Source organism: Nocardia sp. NPDC003999, from assembly GCF_053604885.1.
The window spans coordinates 25,998-45,908 of sequence record NZ_JBSGIB010000015.1 but is presented as its reverse complement, the minus strand read 5'-3'; the positions used below and the strand labels follow the sequence as shown (position 1 = coordinate 45,908).

The 19,911-nt window shown below is 67.8% G+C and carries 22 protein-coding genes; 11 read left to right on the top strand and 11 right to left on the bottom strand.

The window, feature by feature from the left end:
* Positions 1–196 precede the first annotated feature (196 nt).
* Positions 197–1,357, bottom strand: a complete 1,161-nt coding sequence (locus tag ACWESM_RS25635; protein WP_452493948.1) for a helix-turn-helix domain-containing protein — start codon at positions 1,355–1,357, stop codon at positions 197–199.
* A 101-nt stretch (positions 1,358–1,458) separates the two neighbouring features.
* Between ACWESM_RS25635 and ACWESM_RS25630 the strand changes: the two genes are divergently transcribed.
* Positions 1,459–2,556, top strand: a complete 1,098-nt coding sequence (locus ACWESM_RS25630) for a GNAT family N-acetyltransferase (protein WP_452493946.1) — start codon at positions 1,459–1,461, stop codon at positions 2,554–2,556.
* 292 nt (positions 2,557–2,848) lie between these two features.
* Here ACWESM_RS25630 and lppU read toward each other — a convergent pair whose 3' ends face one another.
* Positions 2,849–3,499 carry an LppU family putative lipoprotein gene (gene lppU / locus ACWESM_RS25625; RefSeq protein WP_355071981.1) on the bottom strand — a complete coding sequence of 217 codons (651 nt, stop codon included), beginning with the start codon at positions 3,497–3,499 and terminating at the stop codon, positions 2,849–2,851.
* A 309-nt stretch (positions 3,500–3,808) separates the two neighbouring features.
* On the opposite strand from lppU, the gene ACWESM_RS25620 reads away from it, so the two are divergent.
* On the top strand, positions 3,809–4,417 hold the full coding sequence (locus tag ACWESM_RS25620; RefSeq protein ID WP_356962556.1) for a hypothetical protein: 609 nt from the start codon (positions 3,809–3,811) through the stop codon (positions 4,415–4,417).
* Positions 4,418–4,609: 192 nt separating this feature from the next.
* Here ACWESM_RS25620 and ACWESM_RS25615 read toward each other — a convergent pair whose 3' ends face one another.
* Entirely contained in the window at positions 4,610–4,816 is a 207-nt protein-coding gene (locus ACWESM_RS25615) for a hypothetical protein (RefSeq protein ID WP_355071985.1), read from the bottom strand.
* 117 nt (positions 4,817–4,933) lie between these two features.
* On the bottom strand, positions 4,934–5,146 hold the full coding sequence (locus ACWESM_RS25610) for a BldC family transcriptional regulator (protein ID WP_039802103.1): 213 nt from the start codon (positions 5,144–5,146) through the stop codon (positions 4,934–4,936).
* A 185-nt stretch (positions 5,147–5,331) separates the two neighbouring features.
* On the opposite strand from ACWESM_RS25610, the gene ACWESM_RS25605 reads away from it, so the two are divergent.
* The 5 genes from ACWESM_RS25605 (at position 5,332) to ACWESM_RS25585 (ending at position 8,153) form a co-directional block, all read left to right on the top strand.
* On the top strand, positions 5,332–5,694 hold the full coding sequence (locus ACWESM_RS25605; protein WP_379253994.1) for a DUF4229 domain-containing protein: 363 nt from the start codon (positions 5,332–5,334) through the stop codon (positions 5,692–5,694).
* Positions 5,691–6,776 carry an L-cysteine desulfhydrase Cds1 gene (locus ACWESM_RS25600; RefSeq protein ID WP_355071987.1) on the top strand — a complete coding sequence of 362 codons (1,086 nt, stop codon included), beginning with the start codon at positions 5,691–5,693 and terminating at the stop codon, positions 6,774–6,776. Before ACWESM_RS25605 ends, ACWESM_RS25600 begins: the two co-directional genes overlap by 4 nt.
* Before the next feature lie 116 nt (positions 6,777–6,892).
* Positions 6,893–7,114 (top strand): helix-turn-helix domain-containing protein, encoded by a 222-nt coding sequence (locus ACWESM_RS25595; RefSeq protein ID WP_039802098.1) that lies wholly within the window; start codon positions 6,893–6,895, stop codon positions 7,112–7,114.
* Positions 7,114–7,695, top strand: coding sequence for a Clp protease N-terminal domain-containing protein (locus ACWESM_RS25590; RefSeq protein ID WP_355071991.1), 582 nt, complete (start codon positions 7,114–7,116; stop codon positions 7,693–7,695). The genes ACWESM_RS25595 and ACWESM_RS25590 overlap by 1 nt, the downstream gene beginning before the upstream one ends.
* Before the next feature lie 74 nt (positions 7,696–7,769).
* The gene (locus tag ACWESM_RS25585; RefSeq protein WP_355071993.1) at positions 7,770–8,153 is read left to right on the top strand and encodes a phage holin family protein; all 384 of its coding nucleotides are present in this window, start codon (positions 7,770–7,772) and stop codon (positions 8,151–8,153) included.
* 89 nt (positions 8,154–8,242) lie between these two features.
* Here the strand turns inward: ACWESM_RS25585 and ACWESM_RS25580 are convergent, their stop codons facing one another.
* Together ACWESM_RS25580 and ACWESM_RS25575 are read right to left on the bottom strand one after the other, a co-directional pair.
* On the bottom strand, positions 8,243–9,112 hold the full coding sequence (locus ACWESM_RS25580; protein ID WP_356962547.1) for a 1,4-dihydroxy-2-naphthoate polyprenyltransferase: 870 nt from the start codon (positions 9,110–9,112) through the stop codon (positions 8,243–8,245).
* A 126-nt stretch (positions 9,113–9,238) separates the two neighbouring features.
* Positions 9,239–9,703: an SRPBCC family protein gene (locus ACWESM_RS25575; RefSeq protein ID WP_355071996.1), complete on the bottom strand. Its 465-nt coding sequence runs from the start codon at positions 9,701–9,703 to the stop codon at positions 9,239–9,241.
* A gap of 132 nt (positions 9,704–9,835) precedes the next feature.
* Between ACWESM_RS25575 and ACWESM_RS25570 the strand changes: the two genes are divergently transcribed.
* Entirely contained in the window at positions 9,836–13,174 is a 3,339-nt protein-coding gene (locus tag ACWESM_RS25570; RefSeq protein ID WP_452493942.1) for an AfsR/SARP family transcriptional regulator, read from the top strand.
* 114 nt (positions 13,175–13,288) lie between these two features.
* Here the strand turns inward: ACWESM_RS25570 and ACWESM_RS25565 are convergent, their stop codons facing one another.
* Together ACWESM_RS25565 and ACWESM_RS25560 are read right to left on the bottom strand one after the other, a co-directional pair.
* Complete coding sequence (locus ACWESM_RS25565; RefSeq protein ID WP_355071999.1) at positions 13,289–14,122, bottom strand: ABC transporter permease; 834 nt, start codon at positions 14,120–14,122, stop codon at positions 13,289–13,291.
* A gap of 70 nt (positions 14,123–14,192) precedes the next feature.
* Complete coding sequence (locus ACWESM_RS25560; protein ID WP_355072000.1) at positions 14,193–15,185, bottom strand: ATP-binding cassette domain-containing protein; 993 nt, start codon at positions 15,183–15,185, stop codon at positions 14,193–14,195.
* Between the two features lie 77 nt (positions 15,186–15,262).
* Here ACWESM_RS25560 and ACWESM_RS25555 point away from each other — a divergent pair, with 77 nt between their 5' ends.
* Positions 15,263–15,547 (top strand): nuclear transport factor 2 family protein, encoded by a 285-nt coding sequence (locus tag ACWESM_RS25555; RefSeq protein WP_397282071.1) that lies wholly within the window; start codon positions 15,263–15,265, stop codon positions 15,545–15,547.
* A gap of 80 nt (positions 15,548–15,627) precedes the next feature.
* Here ACWESM_RS25555 and menE read toward each other — a convergent pair whose 3' ends face one another.
* From menE to ACWESM_RS25540, 3 genes are all read right to left on the bottom strand, one after another.
* Positions 15,628–16,788, bottom strand: coding sequence for an o-succinylbenzoate--CoA ligase (gene menE, locus ACWESM_RS25550; RefSeq protein WP_355072003.1), 1,161 nt, complete (start codon positions 16,786–16,788; stop codon positions 15,628–15,630).
* A 337-nt stretch (positions 16,789–17,125) separates the two neighbouring features.
* Positions 17,126–17,518 (bottom strand): VOC family protein, encoded by a 393-nt coding sequence (locus tag ACWESM_RS25545; protein ID WP_364424271.1) that lies wholly within the window; start codon positions 17,516–17,518, stop codon positions 17,126–17,128.
* A gap of 1 nt (position 17,519) precedes the next feature.
* Positions 17,520–18,413, bottom strand: coding sequence for a 1,4-dihydroxy-2-naphthoyl-CoA synthase (locus ACWESM_RS25540; protein ID WP_159841692.1), 894 nt, complete (start codon positions 18,411–18,413; stop codon positions 17,520–17,522).
* Positions 18,414–18,600: 187 nt separating this feature from the next.
* Here ACWESM_RS25540 and ACWESM_RS25535 point away from each other — a divergent pair, with 187 nt between their 5' ends.
* Positions 18,601–19,257 carry a PaaI family thioesterase gene (locus tag ACWESM_RS25535; RefSeq protein ID WP_355072005.1) on the top strand — a complete coding sequence of 219 codons (657 nt, stop codon included), beginning with the start codon at positions 18,601–18,603 and terminating at the stop codon, positions 19,255–19,257.
* Positions 19,258–19,331: 74 nt separating this feature from the next.
* The gene (locus tag ACWESM_RS25530) at positions 19,332–19,778 is read left to right on the top strand and encodes a DUF6918 family protein (RefSeq protein ID WP_355072006.1); all 447 of its coding nucleotides are present in this window, start codon (positions 19,332–19,334) and stop codon (positions 19,776–19,778) included.
* The last annotated feature ends 133 nt before the right edge of the window (positions 19,779–19,911 follow it).

Genomic DNA, 19,911 nt, shown 5'->3' with positions numbered 1-19,911 from the left:
AATCCGATTGGAAAGCACCCGACGCCGAGGGCACAGCACCCGCCAGCGGTGATAGCTGTACTGGTGCGGCCGGAATTTCGAAGCGGCCGGCTCACCCCGGCGTCGGGGGCGGAGAAAGCGTCACAGGCCGAGAACGTGGTCGACAATGGCACTCTCGGCAGACCGACCGGCGAAAGTGCCATCGAGAGCCGAAGCTTCAGTACTCCAGTCGCAGTAGATCAGCGAGATCTCGCATCTCAGGTGTCAGAGTGCGCCGTCTGGTGATGATCCGGCCGAGCAAATCCTTGGCGGACCGTTGTTCGATCAGCCACGGGCGGGCCTCGCGGGACAGCTGAACCAGAACATCGAACGCGGTGTCATAGCTTCGAAGTTCGATGTGTGCTGCGGCGACATCGAGCAGATGCCTGTTCCGGTTGTCGGAGGTCGGGCGCAGCCCTGACGGCACGTCGCGGGCCAGGCGTAACGCGAGGTCGGGACGGTCGTCCACGATGGCATTCTCGACCCGCTTCATGGCGACCGTGGCAGGTCCGAACGTCGTCCAGTACTGGTGATAATTACCCGAATCCCGTTTGACCGCTGCCGCTGCCGCGTTCGCGAGGCGCATCATTTCGTCCGCCTCGTCTGGCCGGTTGTCGCGTATCGCTGCGGCCGAGCCACGCAACAGCAACCACCCCCAGGTCGACAGCTCCCGTGTGGTGGCGACCGACAGACGCGGCTCGACACGGTCAGCCCACGACACGGCCAAGGTGCGGACCTGCTCGAACTGCCGTTCTACAAGAAGCAGCCAACACAAAGTGATCACTGCCGACGCGGAATCGAGCGCGTTCCCGGTCGATTCGGCATCCCGGAGTGACTGCTCGAGGGCGGTTCTCGCTGGCTGGAGTTGCCGAGTCTGGACCAGCACCGACCCGACCAGTTGCAGGATCCGGGACCGCATGAGCGGCGACGCGGCGCGTCCATCGAGTATCAAGCGGGGAAGTTGCCGACTCAATTCGTCGTACTCGTTGTCGTGGTAGAGCTTCACCGCTGCGACAAGCGACTCGTTCACGCTCCGCTCCGTAGGCATTTCGACCGCGTGTCCGTCTGCGCTCGACACGAGAGCTCGCCGAGTTGGAAGCCAGAGTTCGCCGCTTTCGGTCTCGGGTCCGCGGGGGGTGGGCCCGAGAAGAGTCGAGAGCGGGCAGCTCATCGCGACGGCCAGCCGTCGAAGTGTCTGTATGCGAGTGTCATCGCGCTCGCCCTGTTCGATCTTGCGAATCAGAGATAGCGATACCCCTGAACTCTGTGCGAGTTCACGTTGCGTCAGACCGCTCCGCTTGCGAACAGATCGCAAGCGTTCCCCGAGATCTGTGCTCATGGCCCGAGGCTACGGGACCTTGGGATTCTCGTCAGGCTCGTCTCGAACCAGCACGGTCGAACCCGCTAGCGCCCGGGGCCGCGGACGGTGATCATCGTCTGGTGGGGAAGAACTCGGAAACGGACCGGATGCGCCGCGTGCCGGAATTGACCGCAGCGGCAGGCGAACTGGTTCTTCGACCTTGGTCGATGTCGTCTGCGGATCTCGACCTGGTTCGGGAAGCGTCGGACGACGACACGATCCCGTTGATCACCACTGTGCCGTCGATGTACACCGAGGAAGCGGCGACGGAGTTCGTCGAGCGGCAGTGGGAACGACCCGGGAGCGGAAGCGGGTACCCCTTCGTGATCGCGCGAGCGACGGACGGTAAGCCGCTCGGCAGTATCGGAGTCTGGACCAAGGATCTCGGAGAGGGCCGGGCATCGGTCGGGTACTGGCTGGTGCGGTCCGCTCGTGGGCAGGGGGTGGCCGCACACGCGCTGCGGGCGGTCGCGGACTGGGCGTTCGAGCAACTGGCCGTTGCCCGGCTGCAGCTCCACGTGGAACCGTGGAACACCGCCTCCATCCGGACTGCCGAGCGGGCGGGATTCCGGCGTGAGGGGCTGCTGCGCGGGTGGCGGCAAGTCGGCGAAAGTCGTCGCGACATGTTCATGTACGCGCGGCTCGCCCCGAGCCGCCCGTCGGCGAGACCGCGGTCGCTGACCGGCCCCACGGCTCGTGTTGCTGAAGAAGCCGATGTCGACGGGATCGTCCAACTGCGCGTCGCGGTGGCAGCGGAGGGCAAATGGATCGGGGCCGAAGCGCCGTTAGACGTGGAAGACGCCGCACGGCAGATCCGAGCGCATCTCGGCGACGAGAAGCGCGGTGTCTTCGTGACGGAGATCGACGGAGGCATCGTGGGCACGGCGACGGTCTACTTCGGCACACCTGGCGTCACCACCTTCGGCATGATGGTCGCGGCGGATCGGCGGGGACGTGGCATCGGGCCGGTGCTGCTGGAGCAAGTCATCAGTTGGTCGCGGGATCGGGGCGCCCACAAGGTGAGTCTGCAAGTATGGCCGCACAATCAGCGCGCGATGACGCTCTACGACCGAGCGGGTTTCGAGGTCGAGGGCGTCTTGCGCGGGCATTACCGACGCCGCAGCGGCGAGCTGTGGGACGCGGTGCTCATGGGCCTGCCACTCGACGGTGTGGGCTGACGAGCGCACGCCTGGAGTATTTCGCGGAAAACTAGGGTTTTTATTGGCGCGATTGCGCGAAAATAATTGAATGCGCACGTTTCAGACTGTGCGGCCCGAATTGTGTGAGATCGCCGCTGGTTTACGACGCTTGTAACGCACGAGTGGCAGCACGCGAATTCCCCACCGGCAGAACAAATAACGTTCCGAGCCTCGCCTTAAGGGACACAAGACTTCGAATGTCTGTTAATCGGCCGCAAAGTCGCGGCTCCCTCGTGGGCGGAAAGTCCGTATCGCGGAGGTGTAACGGCACCTACAGCCGCGCCACGCAAACCACGAAATGCCTTTGCTGGTAGACGATTCCGCTGTCGGCCGACCCGCACGCGTTGACGTCGACGGTGTTCTGCTTGATGTCGATGACCCGGACCGCGCCAGGGGTGTGGGCGGCGCAGTCGAGACGCTTGGGGCTGCCGGGTGTCAGTTCCATGCAGCCGCCGACGACCCAGTCGATGTCCAGGCACAGCGCGGCCTGTGTCGCCCCGTGCAAAGTTTCGTTGTAGGTGTGGTCGGCGTCGGTGGGGCAGGTGGCGTTCGCCGGTGCCTTATCGACGACTTTGTAGACGGAGTTCTGGCTGCCACAAGCGGTTTTGTCGATCGCGCCTGCTCCGCCGAGCTGTACGCAGTCGCCGATGTTCACCTGCATGCTGGTGGCGCTCTTGTTGGACGCGCCGCGCATCGCCGACGTGGTCGGCAGCGCTTCCGTGGTGGTCGGCAGCGGCTCCTCGGTGGTCGGCGGGGGAGCCGAGGTTGTTGCCGCGGCGGCGTTCTGAGCGGCGGCCTTGGCCGGCTCATCGGCGGGGCCGGACATCGATAGCGCGGCGACGACCACGATGGTGGCCGCCAGTCCGGTCCCGACCATGAAGGCGGCCAGGGTGATACCGGCGCGGACACGTTGGCGCGACACGTACGTCCTCCAGAGCTGTGAACCCTTCGACCCACCTAGCGACCCGAAGTTGTGAATCTTGCGGATTGAAGACCACGCCATGCTTACACTACGCGGCACGTCCGCGTCGAGTTTTCCTTCCCAGGCGTAGCGATCCGCGCTGGGAATTCACGTACGTGTCGGTATCCGGGCCCGGTGTGATCACGATCGGATAACGAACTTCGCGATCAGGTGTGCCGGTCGCCAAGTCTGGAAACTAGTCACGGGCGCTGTACAGTCACACGCCATCCGGCCTCCGGAGCCGGTGTCTCGGTGAGAAGGAATTCCAGAATGAAGTTCGGCACTATTGCCGCCATTACGCTCGGCGCGGTTGCCGCAGTGGGCATCACAGCGGGGGCCGCGAACGCGAAACCCGTAGAACCGGAGCGTGAGATCACGACAACCGGGGTAGAGCAGGGGGTCGACTACCACACCACGGTCTCACGCGAGACCGGAGCCATCTCGACCGCCGTCGAGCACGGCACCTTCGCGGTGGCCGACGACGGCACCAAGATCAAGCTGACCTCCGATACCGGGGCCGTGGTGGCCGAAGTGCCGCTCACCTTCCAGGTTTCCGGCAGCAAGCTGTCGGTCGCGCACGAAATCAGCGACAGCGGACGGCGTCTCGCGCTCACCCCGGTGGCAGGCGCCAAGGAGATCGGCGAGATGCAGCCGATCAGCTCGATGAACCGTCTCATCGCCGAGTTGAACCAGAACGTGGTCGGCGTGGTCGGCGGCGCGCTGCTCGGCGGACTGCTCGGGGCTCTGATCGGCCTGGGCTTCTTCAGCATCATCACCGGCCCGATCGGCCTGGTCGTCGGCGCGATCGCGGGCGGAGCCATTCAGGGTGGACAGCCGTTCACCGACGCGCTGATGGCGGTCGTCAACGGCGAACCCTGATCGATGGTGCGGATCGGACGCGGCAGGCGCACCGCAGCGCGCCTGCCGCACCCGGACCGGGTTGTCGATCGTCGTGGCGTTCGTCGAGGGTGGAGGTTCGGCCCCCGCCGGGACGGCGCCACGGCAGAGCGATGAAATCGCGCGAACGCCGGATACCGCTGGACGCGTGCTATCGCGCGGGTACTGCGAAGATCAACGCTCGGCGGAACCGGACTCGCCGTCACGGTGCTGGCGAGATAGTCGCCAGAGGAACTCCGGGTCGTCGTCGGGTCCGATGACGCGCTTGCGCCGTGGTGAACGCGATTGCGGGGCAGTGGGTCCAGTCCGCTCGGGGCCGAACGCCTTCCAGCACAACACCGCTATTGCCACCACCGCGATGAGTGCCAACAGGTACGTCACGTCGCTCACCTCCTGATTACGAGGGTAGCCGCGGACGTGACTCCAGCACACCGCAGACGCGAAAATGGTCTGCGGGCGAGCGCGGACCCGAGCACGACAGGTCCGCGCGCCCTGCGATCAGCGTGCTGCGGTCGCTTCGGTGGTCAGCGACTTGAGCAGCTGGAGTACTTCCGATTCGCGGAACCGGCGATGTCCGCCCGGTGTGCGAAGCGACCCGAGGCGCCCGGCGTGAGCCCAGCGCGTCACGGTCTTGGGGTCGACGTGGAACAGGGCAGCAACCTGGCCCGGAGTCAGCAGGGTGTCCTGGCCGCCGACGGTGATCGCAGTCATAGCAAACCTCTCCGTTCTCGACAGTTCCCTCATCAGATGGCGCCATCGTCGCACTGAAACCCCTAGGTACTCGAACCACCTACAGTTGGTAAAGGGGAGGTAATAGACAAAACGGATGCGCGCCCCACCCCCGGCTGTTGGGCGTGCACCGGGGGCGGGCAACAGCTTCGCATAGGCTGAGGGATGTGCGTGACGCGAATCCACCAAAAGGTGCTTCCGGACAGCAAACGGCTGGCGCTGGTCGTCGTCTGGCCCGCAATCTGGCCCTTTACACCGTCGCCAGGTTGGGTCTCGTGGTAGTGCTCGCCGCGCTGATCGTGCTGGCCGCGCGACTGGTGTCGGTGGACATCCCCATCGTGGTCGCAGCCTTGTTCGCGCTCATCATCGCGATGCCGCTGTCGCTGGTGCTGTTCAAGCGGCTGCGGGCCAAGGTGAACGAGGACATCGCCCTGGTCGACGAGCGCAGGCGCCGCGACAAGGCCGAGCTACGGGCGCGGTTGCGCGGCGACGAGCCGCCCGCTCCGCCGGAGTCCGGGACTTCTTCGTGAAGTCCTGCGATCACACCGCTCCGCGCGACTGGGTCGACAACGCGGTGCGGTTGATCGACGCCGACACCCAGCGCAGCGCGGACACCCACTTGCTGCGCTACCCGCTGCCCGCCGAGTGGAACATCCAGCTTTATCTCAAGGACGAGTCCACCCACATCACCGGCAGCCTCAAGCACCGCCTGGCTCGCTCGCTGTTCCTGTACGCGATCTGCAACGGCTGGGTCGGCGAGGGGACGACCGTGGTGGAGGCGTCCTCGGGTTCGACGGCGGTCAGCGAGGCCTATTTCGCGAAACTGCTCGGCTTGGACTTCGTCGCGGTGATGCCCGCGAGCACCTCTCCGCAGAAGATCGCGCTCATCGAGGCGCAGGGCGGGCGCTGTCATTTCGTGCAACGCCCGCCGGACATGTACACCGAGGCGGCGCGGCTGGCGGCCGAGTGCGGCGGTCACTACATGGACCAGTTCACCCACGCCGAGCGCGCGACCGACTGGCGCGGCAACAACAACATCGCCGAGTCGATCTTCCAGCAGATGGCGTTGGAGACCAATCCGGTGCCGGAGTGGATCGTGGTCGGCGCGGGCACGGGCGGCACCAGCGCCACGATCGGCCGCTACATCCGGTATCGCAGGCATGCGACCAAGCTGGCCGTGGTCGATCCGGAGAATTCCGCCTTCTACGGCGGCTACGAGACGGGCGATGCGGGTTACCAGACCGGAATGCCCTCCCGGATCGAAGGCATCGGCCGCCCCCGCGTGGAACCCTCGTTCGTCGGCCAGATCGTGGACCGCATGTTCGAGGTGCCCGACGCGGCGTCTATCGCTGCGGCCCGGTTCGCGAGCGTGCGGCTCGGCCGCCGGGTCGGCGGCTCCACCGGCACCAACCTGTGGGGCGTTTTCGCCTTGATCGCCGAGATGCTCTCCGAAGGGCGCGGCGGCAGTGTCGTCACCCTGCTGTGTGACGGCGGGGATCGCTATGCCGGAACGTATTTCGACGACGCGTGGGTGGCGTCCCAGGGGCTGGAGCTCGCGGAGCCCACCGCTGTCCTGGAGAAGTTCGTGGCGACCGGAATCTGGGACGCCTGATCGGTTCGTGCCCCGGCCAGGGGTTTTGTTCGCCTGAGGCGGAACGGGGTCGAATCGCGCCCGCGGTTGTCAATTTTTGTTGACATCGCGAGCATGTGTCAATCAAAATTGACGTCATGACGGAAGCAACCACACTCGCGGCGGCCGCGGGCAGCCCCGATCCGAAGGTCGGGCTGCGCGCGGTGCTCGCGCTACGCAGGCTGCTCGAACGTCTCGAGGCGATCCAGGTGGCCAACGCCCGTGCTCAGGGCTGGTCGTGGCAAGCGATCGCGGAGGCGCTCGAGGTCAGCAGGCAAGCAGTCCACCAGAAGTACAACCGGAAAGGCAGGATCCGCTGATGTTCGAGCGGTTCAGCAGGTCTGCGCGCACGGCGATCATCGTCGCCCAGGAGGACGCGCGCGAACTCCACGCGTCGAATATCGAGGTGGAGCACGTATTGCTCGGTGTGCTCGCGCATGCCGAGCCGGAATTGGCAGCGTTGCTCGCGGACGCGGGACTCACTCGCGACGGCGTGCGCAGCGCGCTCGCCGAGCAGGGCAACGGGATACCGCTCGGCCCCGAGGACGCCGAGGCCTTGCGCTCCATCGGCATTGATCTGGACGCCGTCCGGGAGTCGCTGGACACGCATTTCGGCGAGGACGCGCTCGACCGCGCCGCGCCGGACCCGCGCCGTGGGCCGTTCCCGTGGAGCCGCGGTGGGTACTACGGGCACATTCCGTTCACGAAGGAAGCGAAGAAGGTGCTCGAGCTCTCCCTGCGTGAGGCGCTCGGTCGCAAGGACAAGACCATCGAGTCGGGGCACATGCTGCTCGGCATCCTGCGCGCCCCGAACCAGACGACGGTGCGCCTGCTCGGCGGCTCCGACGCGATCGGTGAATTGCGGCCCAAGGTGCACGCCCTGCTCGACCGTGCGGCTTGAGCAGGCGGACATGCGCTGCGGGAGTTCGTGTTTTCCAGCGGCGTGTGTCCGCCTCCGACGCCTAGCATTGGGCCATGCAGCTCGTGATTCGGTTGATCATCAACGCGGTGGCCATCTGGCTGGCCGCCGTCTGGGTCGACAAGATCGACATTCTCGCTCCGGAAGGCGGCAACGGCGCCAAGATCGGTGTGGTCCTCGCGGTGGCCGCGGTGTTCACGGCGGTGAACGCCCTGGTCAAGCCGATAGTGAAACTGCTGTCGCTACCGCTGGTGATCGTGACGCTCGGCCTGTTCCTGCTTCTGATCAACGCGCTCATGCTGTGGCTGACCGCCGAGATCACCGGAGCATTCAGCCATTACGGCCTGCGCGTCGAGGGCTTCTGGGCCGCGGTGTTCGGCGGCATCATCGTCTCGCTGGTGAACTGGGTGCTCGGCATCCTGGTTCCGGACGAGGATTAGTCCGCGCCGCCGCGAACGGACGACGCTCGATCGCGCATCGCGCCATCGAGTCCACCTGGTCGGCGCGATCCGCGACCGCGAGGGCCGCGCTAACCCAGCCCGACCGCCAGCGCGGTGACCGCCGACCAGACCAGCAGCGCCAGGCCGGAATCCCGCAGCGCGGGAATCAGTTCCAGCCCGCCCTTGCCGCCGCGCACCGGCGCGTTGGCGCGGACGGCGAGCGGTATCGCGAGCAGCCCGGCCAGTGCCCATGGCGTGCGGGCCACCAGCGCCAACGTCACGAGGAACGGGACGGTGAGCAGGGCCAGGTGCAGCGTGCGGGTGCGCGGATCGCCGAGTTTGACCGCGAGTGTGACCTTTCCGGACCCGGTGTCGGTGGGGATGTCACGCAGGTTGTTCGCGACGAGCACGGCGCTGGAGAACGCGCCCACCGCGATCGCCAGCAGCGCACCGACCCAGTCGATCCGGCCCGCCTGCACGAACTGGGTGCCGAGCACGGCGATCAGGCCGAAGAAGACGAACACCGCCACTTCACCGAATCCGCTGTAGCCGTAGGGCTTGCTGCCGCCGGTGTAGTACCAGGCGCCGGCCAGGCAGGCCGCGCCGACGAGCAGCAGCCACCAGGCGCTGGTGAGCACCAGCACCAGGCCGAAGACGGCCCCGACGACCAAGCTGACGATCGCGGCGGTCTTCACCGCGGTGGGCGAGGCCAATTTCTGCCCGACCAGGCGCAGCGGGCCGACCCGGACGTCATCGGTGCCGCGGATGCCGTCGGAGTAGTCGTTGGCGAAGTTCACGCCGATGATCAGCGCCAGCGAAACGAACAGCGCGAGAATCGCTTTCCACCACACCGCACCATCGATCGACGCGGCGGCGCCGGTCCCGGCGAGCACCGGGGCGATCGCGTTCGGCAGGGTACGGGGTCGCGCGCCCTCGATCCATTGCGCTGCAGTAGCCATGTTCGCAGCATAATCGGCAGAGTCGGACGGAGTCCGTCCTCAGCTCGCGCATGGCCGCAGCGAAGGCGGAGGTTCCGCATAATCGGCGCAGTCGGACGCAGTCCGTCCTCAGCCCGCGCGCGGCGATCAGGCCGTTTCGGCCGTCACCGCCTCCTGCATCCGCGCGAGTCCCTTCTCGAAATCCCGGCCGACGAACTTGTCCATCGGGATGAGCTTGCCGATGACGGCCATCAGCCCGGTCTGCCGGCCGGTCATCCGCCAGGTCACTTCGGTGCCGGTCTCGACCGGGTCCAGGATGAAGGTCACCATGTTGGTGGCCTTCATGGGCTTCATGAACTCCAGGCGCACGCCGATCTCGCGCTCGGCGCTGCCGACGATCTCCATGCTGCCCGCACCTGCCTTACGGTTGCCGCTCCAGGCGTAGCGCGCGCCGACGCCGGATTCCGCGCCGGAGTAACTGCGCTGGAGCTGCGGGTCGAGGTCCTCCCACGGCGACCACTCGACCCACTTGTGGAAATCGTTGATCAGCCCGTGCACGCGCGCGGGGTCGGCCGTGATCACGGCCGATCGGACCACCTCGAACTCAGCCATGGGGGTCACACTATGCGACCGACCGCTCGCAGTCGCGGCAAAGAATTCGTGTCGAGCTTCTCGGGTCTGCTCGCCTACGATGACCGCGGGATGTTTCCGGAGCACAGCGGCCCGCACGGCCACAGTCGAGCAGTGACGACGCCCGCAGGCGAATCGGTCGTGGTGGCCTTGCTGGGCGAGGTCGCGCTGCGCCGCGACGGCACGCTGACGCCGCTGCCCGGTGCGCGCTCCCGGCTGCTGCTCACCGCCCTGGCCCTGCGGCCGGGTCGCAGCCGCGGCGCGCAGGCCCTGATCGAGGAGGTCTGGGGCGAGCAGCCGCCGCGCTCGCCGATGAACGCGCTACACACCCAGGTTTCCCGGTTGCGTTCGGCGCTGCCGGAGGGCGCGCTGGAAATCGGCCCTGCGGGCTATCGGTTGACCCTCGGCGCCGATCAGGTCGACTTGTCCTCGGTGGGCGAGCGCGTGGCGCGGGCGCACGGGCTGCGCGCGGCGGGAGACCTTCCGGGGTGCCTGGCGGAAATCACCCGGGCGCGGGGGCTGTGGCGCGGGGATCCCGGTGCGGATCTGCCGCCGGGCGACCTCGCCGACGAGCTTCGCGCAGCGGCCGGGCGGCGTCTGGCCGAACTGGACGAACTCGAACTCGCCGCACGCGAGGACGGCGGCGACGTCGATGGAGCCTTGCGTCTCGCTCGGCTGCGCGCCGCCGCGGAACCGCTGGACGAGCCCGCGCAGCAGACCCTGATGCGCCTGTTGGCGGCGGCGGGGCGGCCCAACGAGGCGGTGGAATCGTTCGCCGCTTTCCGCTCCCGGCTGGCCGAGGAACTCGGCACGGACCCGGGGCCCGCGCTCACCGAGATGCATACGGCGATCCTGCGTGGGGAGCGGATAGGCCGCGTCGCGCTGCCGCGCTCGGGCAGCGCGGCGAGCGAAGACGGCGGTTCCCGAAGCGGGCTCGCGGCCGAGGCGACACCCTCGGCCGCTGACGTACCGACACCGCACCTCGCCGCGATCGGCCTGCGTGCCGCGCCCAACGCACTGCTCGGCCGGGCCGCCGATATCACCGAGCTGATCGAGCTGCTCCGCGATGCCCGGGTGGTGACCGTGCTCGGCCCCGGCGGTGCGGGCAAGACCAGGGTCGCCAACGAGATCGGTTGGCAGGCGGCGGCCACCTGTCCGGTGGCGCTGGTCGAGCTGGCGTCGGTGCGCGCCGAAGGCGACGAAGCCAGGGTCGAGATCGAGGCGGCGATCGCCGCGGTACTCGGGCTCAGCGAGGTCACCTTCGACGCGGCCACGCTGCGTTCCGGGCAGATCGTCGATCTGCGCGGGCGGCTGCACGACGCGGTGTCGGCGCGCTCGATGCTGCTGATCCTGGACAACTGCGAGCATCTGATCGACGCCGTCGCCGTGGTGGTCGCCGATCTGATCGGCGTCGCACCGAGGCTGACCGTGCTCACCACGAGCCGTTCGCCGCTGACCATCACCGCCGAGACGGTCTATCCTTTGCCGCCGCTGACCATCGATCCGGCGGGCTCGCCCGCCACCGAGCTGTTCGCCGCGCGCGCCAGGGCGGTGCGGCCCGGCGTCCGGCTGGATCCGGACGTGGTCGCCCAGTTGTGCCACACCCTCGACGGGCTGCCGCTGGCCATCGAACTGGCGGCGGCCCGCGTGCGCGTGATGAGCGTCGAGGAGATCAACGAGCGGCTGGCCGATCGGTTCGCGCTGCTGCGCCACGGCGATCGCAGTTCGCCCGAACGGCATCGCACGCTGCACGCGGTGATCGACTGGAGCTGGAACCTGCTCGACACCGAACAGCAAGCCACGTTGCGCCGGTTGTGCCGATTTCCCGCGGGTTTCACGCTGTCGGCGGCCGAGGCGGTCGCGGGCGGAGCCGACGTGGTCGATGTCGCCGCGGCCGTCGACGGCCTGGTCAACCAATCGCTGCTCACCGTCCTGGACGACGAAGTGCTCGGCACCCGCTACCGGATGTTGGAGACGGTGCGGGAATACGGTGAAGAGCAGCTGGCCGCCGCGGCGGGAGAGCCGGAATCGGTCGATACCCGGATGATGCGGTGGGCCAAGGACTACGCCGATGACGTGGCGAGCCGGTATATGACCGGCGATCAGTTCCACCTCGCGCTCTCCGTGGCGGCGGAGGTGGACAACTTGCTCGCCGCGCTGCGTTGCGCGATCGAAAGGCGGGATGCCGCGACGGCCTACACGGTGTTCCCGGTCGTCGCCACGCTGTGGATCATCCGGGGATCGCACCTGGAAGTGATCGCCTGGGCTCAGCGGGTCATCGAATTGGAGCCGGCCGACTTCGGGCCGGAAGGTCCGCGTCCGGATCTGGTGCTCGTCACCTACCAGATGACGTTCCTGCATCTCGCTTACACCAACGGCAGCGCCAGGGAGATCGCCGTGCTCCGCAGGCGCGTGCGCCGATTGCTTCATCTTCCCGTCGAACTCACCGAGAACAGCCGATTCATCGCCCGGGTCGTGCTCACCAGGGCCGACGGACGCGGCTTCAGCAGGCTCCTCGCCGAGGCGGCGCGTTCGGCAGATCCGGAGACCAGGGGTTCGGCGCTGTTGTTGCGAGCCAACATCCGGGAGAACCTCGGCGATGTGCGCGGCTCCACCATCGATGCGATCAAGGCGCTGGAGGTGCTCGGGCGCGAGAACGTCTGGAGCGTGGCCATGGTGAGCAGGCACCTCGGACAGGTCTGTGGACAGATCGCCCGCTACGACCAGTCGGTGACCTATTACCGCCGCGCGCTCGAGGTGTTGCAGCGGCTCGGCGCCTACGAGGACACGGTGGAGATCCGCAGCCTGCTGGTGGCTTCACTGGTCGGAATCGGCGAGCTGGAGCAGGCGCGGCGGGAACTCGATCTCGCGTTCGGCACGCCGGACTTGGACAACTCGTCCCTCGGACAGAACCGGCTGCTGTCCACCGTGATGCAGAGCTCGGCGGAGTTGGCGTTCGCGGAAGGTGACACCGCGGGCGGGTTCACTCGCTACGAACGCGCGCTGGAACTGTTCGGCTGGCCGGACAACGCGCTCGGCCCCGGGCCCGGCGCCCTGATGCTGGCCGCGGCGGCGCTCGCCGCGCAGGTGATAAACGGCGCTGCCGACCCGGACGCGACTCTGCACACGCAGCTTGCCGAGACGGCTCTGCCGACCATGACCCAGTACCGCGACCTGCCGCAGATCGGCGGCGTCGCCTGCGCGATCGGCTCGTATCTCATCGCCGTCGACCGCGAGGTCACGGTGGGGCTCGACTTGCTCATCCTGGCCCCGAACGTCGTCTGCCGACAGGACTTTCCCTCGATGCGGTGGCAACGGCACTTGGACGCGGCGACCGCGAAGCTCGGTCCCGGCCCGGTCGCCGAAGCCCGCCGCCGCCTCGGCCACCTGCGCCGGAACAGGTCCGCGGATCGCATCATGGAATTGCTGCAAGGACTGGTCGACGCTCGCTGATCAGTCGACGGCGGTGATCTGGTTTGCGCGAGGAATCGAACCGTCGTGCGCGGCAGCACAGCGAAAGCGGGCCGGGTGACGATGTCACCCGGCCCGCTGTGGTGCGGTGATCGGTCACGCGCGGCGCATGTACGCCTTGACCGTGAGCGGGGCGAAGATCGCGATGACGACCAGCGAGCCGATGAGCGACCAAGCCAGATCGCTGCCGAAGGCGGCGCCGTTCATCAACCCGCGGCACGTGTTCACCATGTAATACACCGGGTTCACGTGATTGAGGCCCTGCATCCAGCCCGGCATCGTGCTCACCAGCGCGAAGGCGCCGGACATGAAGGTCAGCGGGAACATGATCATCATCGAGATGCCCTGCACGCCCGCCGCGCTCTTGCCGGTGACCCCGACCAGCGCCCAGATCCAGCTGATCGCGAACGAGCAGAAGACGATGACCAGACCCGCCGCGACGACCCCGAGCACACCGCCCTCCGGGCGATAACCGATGGCGACGCCGACGACGATGGTGAGCACGGTGGCGAGGGCGTAGCGCACCATATCCGCCAGCAGAGCGCCGGCCAGCGCCGAGACGCGGGCGATCGGGAGGGATTTGAACCGGTCGAAGACGCCCTTGTCCATGTCCTCGCGCAACTGGGTGCCGGTGACGACCGAGGTGAGCACCACGGTCTGCACCAGGATGCCGGGAATCAGGACCGGCAGGTAGTCCTGCACGCTGCCGCCGATGGCGCCGCCGAAGATGTAGGCGAACAGGGCGGTGAACAGGATCGGCTGGATCGTCACGTCGAACAGCTGCTCGGGCTTGTGCTTGATCTTCAGCAGGCCGCGGTAGGCCATGGTGAACGAGTTCGCCGCCGCTTGGACGAGCGGAACGTGGTTGCTCACTTCGGGGATCTTCGTCGGCGCCGTTCGGCGCGTCTCGGTCGCGGTGATGGTGGTCATGGTCGTGTTCCTTCTCTGCGTGCGCGGGATCCGGCGTGGTCACGCAGGCTGCTGCCTGCGGTCCGGACGCTCATGCCGCGCTTTTCGCGGAATCGTCGGTGGTGTCCTCGGCCGGGTGGCCGGTGATGGTGAGGAAGACCTCGTCCAGGCTCGGCTTGGTCACGGTGATCTCATCGATGCCGATCTCCCACTCGCGCAGGCGGATCAGCAGATCGGCGGTGACTCCGGCGTCGGTCAACGGCGCGGTGAGCCGCCCGGCCTCCGGGGTGATCTGCGCTTCGACCCCGAGGAAATCGCCGACGATGCGGCGCGCCTCGTCGAGCTGGCCGCGATCGACCAGCGTCAGATGCAGCGACGAACCGCCGACGGAGGCCTTCAGTTCGTCGGCCGTGCCGTCGGCGATCACCTTGCCGCGGTCGATCACCGCGATGCGGTCGGCCAGTTGGTCGGCCTCGTCCAGGTATTGGGTGGTGAGCAGCACCGTCGCGCCTTCGCGGACGAGGCGGCGGATGGTCTCCCACATCTGGGCGCGGGTGCGCGGGTCGAGCCCGGTGGTCGGTTCGTCGAGGAACAGCAGCGGCGGCGTCGCGATGAGACTGGCCGCCAGGTCGAGGCGGCGTCGCATACCGCCGGAGAAGTGCCGCAGCGGCTTGTTCGCCGCCTCGGTGAGGTCGAATTCCTCCAGCAGCTCGGCCGCCTTGCGCCGGGCGTCGACGCGACTCAGGCCGAGCAGTCGGGAGAAGACGATCAGGTTCTCGGTGGCGCTCAGGTCCTCGTCGACCGAGGCGTACTGTCCCGTGACGCCGATGAGCGAGCGGACGGCCGTCGGCTCGGCGACCACGTCGTGGCCGAAGATGCGTCCGCTGCCGCCGTCCGGTCGCAACAGGGTCGCGAGCATCCGGATGGTCGTGGTCTTGCCTGCGCCGTTCGGTCCGAGCACGCCGTACACCGAGCCCTGCGGCACCGCCAGGCTCACGCCGTCGACGGCCCGCTGTTCCCCGAACACCTTGACCAGGCCGTCCGCCTCGACGGCGAGCGCTGAAGTTGGTGCGAAAGAAGTCATGTGGACAACTGTGGATGCCTCGACTTGCACGGCTCTTGCACGGCGCTGGCTTGGTTTCCGGCGCTACCCTCACGAATGTGAGCACAGCCGGTGATACGACTGCCGTGACGAACCTGATCATGAAGTACGCGGAACTGGTCGACGCCGGGGATTTCGCCGGTGTCGGCGCGCTGTTCGCCGACGGCGTCTTCGTCGGCAGCGGTACGACGATCAGGGGCCGGGAAGGCGTCGAGACGTCACCGTCTTCCAGGCTCTCCCGGACTTTCCCTTACAACCCGTGGCGGCAGGCCGCTACCACGACCGCTTCGAACGCGTCGACGGGCAGTGGCGATTCGTGGAGCGCCGGGTTCATATTCACCTGACGGGCGATCTGAGCCGCCACTTGCGCACCTAGCCATGGACGAGAGAGCTTCGCCGGACGCGTGCGCTGCCCGGCGATCCGCTAGCGGGTCGACTCGGCCAAGAGGTATTCGCGGAGCTTGGCGCGGTCGGGCTTGCCGGGGCCGCGGAGCGGGAATTCGTCGAGGACGGCCAGTTCGCGGGGGGCCGCGATGGAGTCCAGTTCGGCGGAGACGTATTCGCGCAGCTCGGGGAGGCTGGGGGTGGCGCCTGGGGCGGGGATCACCGCGACCGCGACGCGCTGGCCGAGCCGTTCGTCGGGCAAGCCGAGGACGACCACCTCGCTGATGGCCGGGTGGTTGATCAGCACGGCCTCGACCACCTGCGGGATCACCAGCAGGCCGCCGGTCGTGATCGCCTCGTCCAGCCGCCCGGTGATGCTCAAGACGCCGTTGTCGAAGGTGCCCGCGTCCTCGGTGCGGAACCAGCCCGGCTCGGCGAAGGCGGGATGGTCGGGCTGATTGCGGTAGCCGGAGGCGATCATCGCGCCGCCCAGCACCACCCGGCCCTCTTCGATACGGACCTTCGTGCCCTCCAGCGGCACGCCGTCGTACACGCAGCCGCCGCAGGTCTCGCTCATGCCGTAGGTGCGCACCACGGTGATGCCCGCGGCGCGTGCGCGCTCGTAGACCGGCAGCGGAGTGGCCGCGCCGCCCACCAGCACACCGTCGAGCTCGGCCAGCGCGGTGGCGGCGACCGGCGACTCCAACGCTTTGATCAGCTGGGTCGGCACCAGGGCCGTGTAGCGCCGCTCCCCGCGCATACCCGAGATGGCGCCCGCCAAGGCCTCGGGCAGGAATCCGCCGGACACGTCGAGCACGGTGGGTTCGGTCCCCGCCAGGATGCTGCGCAACAGCACCTGGATACCGGCGATGTGATGGGTCGGCAGGGCCAGCAACCAGTTGCCGGGGCCGCCGAGCCGGTCGTGGGTAGCGGTGCCGCTGGCGCGCAGGGCCGACGAGCTGAGCATCGCGCCCTTCGGTATGCCCGTGGTGCCCGAGGTGGTCACCACCAGAGCGATGTCCTCGTCGATCGGCTCGCCCGGCGACAAAGCGTCGCTCAGGCGCCTCGCCTCGCGCCGATCGCTGGTGGGAATGGGGAGCCAGGCGGCCCCGTTACCTTCCAGCGCCTCCCGTAGGTGGGGCATGACGTCGCCGAGACCGGACCCGGTCGGCATCGGCAAGGTACGCAGTTTCTTGGTCATGCCATGCCTCGCCGCTCGCCCGGCTCGGTGGTGCCCAGAGCCGCTGTGCCCATGGCTCGCTCGCTGCACTCCCTCACGGTAGGGATCGTGTCATGCCCGCGCCGCCGCGTGCGGAACGGGTCGGTATGCCGGAGTGGCGCGCCCGTAGCGCGGCCATCCGGTCGGATCGGGGCTCAAGTGGGACAGGCATCGAGACTGCGATTCACTCGTCGGACGGGACACGGACACAGCCGGCCCGGACGTCGGCGGTCGGGTGGCCATCCGAGCGTTATCGTCCTCGCCGGTCGGCGCGTTGGCAACTCGGTGCGGCCCGCCGAACTACCGAATGGAACCGTTGCTACGACGCCTGCCAGCGGGAATCCCGCCGGATCGGATGGGCAGGCGGAACCTCCACCAGAACGATCGGCACACCGTCCGGATCGCGTATCCACATCTCGTGCAGACCCCACGGCTCCTCGACCGGGGCGCGATCGATCGCGATGCCCTTCAGCGCCAGTTCGACGGCGGCGGCGGAGAGGTCGCGCACCTGGAGCCAGATCGCGCCCTCGAACGACGACGATTCTCCGGACCCGCCGTGCGCGGCCACCTCGATCAGCGACTGTCCCGCGAAGAAGACCGTGCCGCCCGGATACTCCCGCGCGATGGCCAGTTCCAGCCCGTCCCGGTAGAACGCGAGCGTGGCCTGGTAGTCGGCGGGCCGCAGGATGATCCGGCTGCTGAGGATGTCCATGTCAGAAGTACCAGGGGTACGGGGTCCAGTCCGGCTTGCGTTTCTGCAGGAACGCGTCGCGGCCCTCGACGGCTTCGTCGGTCATGTAGGCCATCCTGGTCGCCTCGCCCGCGAAAAGTTGCTGGCCCACCAGTCCGTCGTCCAGCAAATTGAACGCGTACTTCAGCATGCGCTGCGCCTGCGGGGACTTGCCGTTGATGTCGGCGGTCCACTCCAGCGCGACGTCCTCCAGCTCCGCGTGGTCGACGACCTTGTTCACCGCGCCCATCTGGTGCATCTCCTCGGCGGTGTAGGGGCGGCCCAGGAAGAAGATCTCGCGGGCGAACTTCTGGCCGACCATCTTGGCCAGGTACGCGCTACCGTAGCCGCCGTCGAAGCTGCCCACGTCGGCGTCGGTCTGCTTGAACCGGGCGTGCTCGCGGCTGGCCAAGGTCAGATCGCAGACCACGTGCAGGCTGTGACCTCCGCCCGCGGCCCAGCCGTTCACCAGCGCGATCACCACCTTCGGCATGAAACGGATCAACCGCTGCACCTCCAGGATGTGCAGGCGGCCCGCGCGGGCCTGGTCGACCGTGTCGGCCGTCTCGCCGCTGGCGTACTGGTATCCGCTGCGACCGCGGATGCGCTGGTCACCCCCGGAGCAGAAGGCCCAACCGCCGTCCTTGGGGCTGGGCCCGTTGCCGGTGAGCAGCACCGCGCCGACGTCCGGAGTCATCCGCGCGTGGTCGAGCGCCCGGTAGAGTTCGTCGACCGTGTGCGGGCGGAACGCGTTGCGCACCTCCGGCCGGTCGAACGCGACACGCACGGTGCCCTGCTCGATGTGCCGGTGATAGGTGATGTCGGTCAGGTTCTCGAATCCCGGAACGGGGCGCCACAGCTTCGGATTGAACGTCACCGGGCAATGCTAGGTCTCGCTTCGCCTGAAAGTCGTGGTCGGGCCCGGGAAGCGTCGACGACCCGGACTTGCGATCCAGCGGCGGCGGAGGCGAGCGGTGCGGTCGTGGCCCCGCGAACCCGGGCATTCGCGCGGGGTTGGCCGGACTTCGATTTGACGGTGTAAAACTACGCGTTACCGTGCAAGTATGAGCGAGCGAGTGAAACCGGTTATAGACCGGAGCGCGGTGGACGGATCCCGGTACGAGAAGCACGGCGGGTTTCCGAAGGTCACACCCGCGAAGGTCGGGCCGAACTTCGGCGGGTTCATCGAAGCCATGCGGACGTTGCAGGATCTCGCGGTGAGCGCGAACGCGCCGGACGATGTCTTCGGGGCCGCGCAGGCCAAAGCCCGCGAGCTGATCGACCTGCTCGAGCCCTACCGCGCCCCCGAGTTGCATGGGCCGGCGGGCCGCGCGGTCGAATTGCCCGGGCGGGGAAGCCTTCTGCTGTTGCCGTGGCGGGTGGTCGAGGCGGGGCCGGACGGCATCGAGATGACGGGTGTGTTCCGCCGCTTCCATCTCGGCGGCAACGGCGCCGCGCACGGCGGTGTGCTGCCGCTGCTGTTCGACGATCTGCTCGGCATGATCGTGCATTACGCCGGACGGCCGATCAGCCGCACCGCGTATCTTCACGTCAACTACCGCAAGATCACTCCGCTCGAGACGGAACTGACGGTTCGCGGACGGGTCGATCGGATCGAAGGGCGAAAAACTTTTATCACCGCCGAATTGCTCGATGAGCAGGGCGATCTCCTCGCGGACTGCGAAGGTCTGATGGTCGAGTTGCTACCGTGGCAGCCGTAGCCGGGTGAATGCTGGCGCGGGCACGTATAGTTGCCCTCGCTCGTTCATCGATACCGATCCGGAGGAACCTGAAAGTGGTTGCAGCACTGTCTGAATCCCTGCTCGACGACGCGAAGCGCCCGGCTTTCCTTGCCGATGCCGTCGAGGTTCTCGACGCCGAGGTGTCGGACAAGGGTGGTGCGTCCGGCCTGGCTGTGAAGGGTGGCTACGCGGCGGTCAAGAAGATCAGCCCGTCCATCGTGCCCGATGCGCTGGAGTCGTTGGCGCCCAAACTGGTCGCGCAGCTGGAGCCGTTCTGGCAGGAGTACACGGCGTCGGGCTCCGGCAAGTTCGCCGATCTGCTCGTCGCCAAGTCCGATGAGGTCGCCGAGGCGTTGCTCGCCGTCACCGACGCCCGGGCCGAGTCCTCCAGCCGCCCTGCCCTGCAGAAGGTCTACTCCTCGATGCGTTCCTCGGCGAAGAAGAACGTCATCGAGGCGCTGCCGCGGGTCGGCGACCTGATCCAGAAGCACGCTGGATGATTTTGTGACTCGCGTCCGAGCGACCGCCGCCGGCGACTTCGTCGCGTACGCGGCGGCACTCGGACGCGAGCCCGGCCGCGAATGGGCCCGTGTGCGACGACACAGTGTGATTGCGAGCCTCCCGGCGCGGACT